The organism is Micromonospora sp. ATCC 39149 (genome assembly GCF_000158815.1).
GTDB lineage: Bacteria > Actinomycetota > Actinomycetes > Mycobacteriales > Micromonosporaceae > Micromonospora.
The window spans coordinates 215357-217481 of sequence record NZ_GG657738.1 but is presented as its reverse complement, the minus strand read 5'-3'; the positions used below and the strand labels follow the sequence as shown (position 1 = coordinate 217481).

Annotated in this window: 2 protein-coding genes; one reads left to right on the top strand and one right to left on the bottom strand. The window is 76.9% G+C overall.

Features of this window, described 5'->3' with window-relative positions:
* Positions 1–2 precede the first annotated feature (2 nt).
* On the bottom strand, positions 3–488 hold the full coding sequence (locus MCAG_RS00960; protein WP_007071130.1) for a hypothetical protein: 486 nt from the start codon (positions 486–488) through the stop codon (positions 3–5).
* A 234-nt stretch (positions 489–722) separates the two neighbouring features.
* Here MCAG_RS00960 and MCAG_RS00955 point away from each other — a divergent pair, with 234 nt between their 5' ends.
* Positions 723–1913: a lycopene cyclase family protein gene (locus MCAG_RS00955; RefSeq protein ID WP_007071129.1), complete on the top strand. Its 1191-nt coding sequence runs from the start codon at positions 723–725 to the stop codon at positions 1911–1913.
* Positions 1914–2125 lie beyond the last annotated feature (212 nt).

Genomic DNA, 2125 nt, shown 5'->3' with positions numbered 1-2125 from the left:
GCTCAGGCGCGGGCGGCGGCGCCCCGGCGTCGGCGGCGGGCCAGCGCCAGCGCGCCGGTGGCCGCGGCGCCGACGAGGGTGCCGCCGGCGGCGAGCAGGCCGCTGGCGTCGGCGTCGGCTCCGGCGCCGGCCGGTGCCGCGCCGATCGGGGTGACGGTGAACGTCGCGCTGCCCGAGGAGGTGCCGTCGCCGCAGGTCGCGGTGACCGTGTAGGTGCCGAGGGTGAACCCGGCGGTGAACAGTTCCGCGCTGAGCCCGCCACCGGCGGCGGCGGTCGTGGACCGGACGTTCTGGTCCCGGTCGGGGCCGGTGACGCGGAAGATCGCGTCGCCGGACTTCGGGTTGCAGGTCGAGGTGAGCACCACCGTGCCGCCGACCGGGGTGGTGGCCGGTGACACCGTGGTGTCGGCGAGGGCGGCGGCGGGGAGCAGGAGCGTGCCGAGGCCCACGCCGAACGCCGCCGATCCGAGAACTGACTGTGCCTTCATACGCGTCTTCCCTCACATTTCGTCCGCTGACTGCGTGGGACGTCGTTCGGGTGGCCAACTCCGTGACAAGCACCGGTGTGCCCAACACTAGGAGGGTTGGGCCTCCGATCCGGTGAAAATGAGAATTCTTCTTTGCCGTCACGTGTCCACCCGGCGGCGGCTCGTTGGCCGAGCCCGTCCGGGTGCGCCCGTGCCGGTGCCGCGCCCCGCCCGGCGGTGTGACAGCGTGTCGGGGTGAACGAGTCCGCGCCGGTCGACGTCGACGTCGCCCTGGTCGGCGGCGGGGGTGCCGCGTCCCTCGTGCTGGCCGCCCTGGACCGGCACGGGGTGCGGGGGCTGCGGGTCGCCGTGGCCGACCCGGTGCGCAAGCGCGGCCAGGACCGCACCTGGGCGTTCTGGGGCCGCCCGGGCGGGGGTCTCGACCCGGTGCTCAGCGCCAGCTGGCGGCAGGTCGAGGTGACCACGCCGACCCGCCGACGGGTCCTCGACCTGGCCCCGCTGCGGTATGCGATGCTGCGCTCCGCCCCGGTGTACGCCCGCGCCGCCGAGGCCGAACGGCGGCTCGGGGCGGTCCGGCTCGACGCCGTGGCGGGCGCCCTCGACGACGACGGCGCCCGGGTGCTGGTACGGGGTGCGGACGGCACCGCGCTGGTCCGGGCGGCCTGGGTGCTCGACTCGCGGCCCCGGCCGCCGGCGCGACCCGGCCGGACCTCCTGGTTGCAGCACTTCCGGGGCTGGTGGGCCCAGTCCGACGTCCCGCTGTTCGACCCGCGGCGGGCGGTGCTGATGGATTTCCGCACCCCGCAGCCCGCCCGGGGAGTCTCCTTCGGCTACGTCCTGCCGGTCAGCGACCGGTACGCGCTGGTCGAGTACACCGAGTTCTCCCCGCGGCCGCTCACCGACGACGGGTACGACGCCGCCCTGCGCGGCTACCTCGGCCGTCTCGGCGTGGACCCGGCCGCGCTGACGGTGCGCGAGGTGGAGGACGGGGTGATCCCGATGACCGACGCGCCCTTCCCGCGCCGCCCCTCACCCCGGGTCGTGCGCCTGGGCACGGCGGGCGGCGCCACCCGGCCCTCCACCGGGTTCACCTTCTCGGCGATGCTGCGCCAGGCCGACCAGGTGGCCCGCGCGCTTTCGGCCGGCCGGCCTCCGGTGCCCGCCCCCGCGTACCCCCGGCGGCACCTGTGGATGGACGCGGTGGCGCTGCGGGCCCTGGACACCGGCCGGGTGAGCGGCCCGGAGTTCTTCGACCGGCTTTTCGACCGCAACCCCGCGTCGCGGGTGCTGCGCTTCCTCGACGGCGACACCAGCCCGGCCGAGGACCTGGCGGTGATGCGGTCCAGCCCGCTGCTGCCGATGACCTGTGCCGTGCTCGGCGACGCCGCCGGCCGGCTGCGTGGCCGGCTGCGCCGCACGGGGTGAAACTCGACCGGTGGGCCGGTCCGAGCCGCGGGGCGCGCGCCGGCCCACCCGTCGGTGGCCGGCCGGCGCCGGCCCCGCCTGACAGCCGAACGGCGGTGGCCGGGATCGACCACCCTGCCAGAGCGGCCGGGTCGACGCCGCCGGATTCCCGGCCCCGCAGCGCCGGTGGCGCGCGGCGCACCGGTAGGTTGCGGGCATGGCGGACGTGGCGG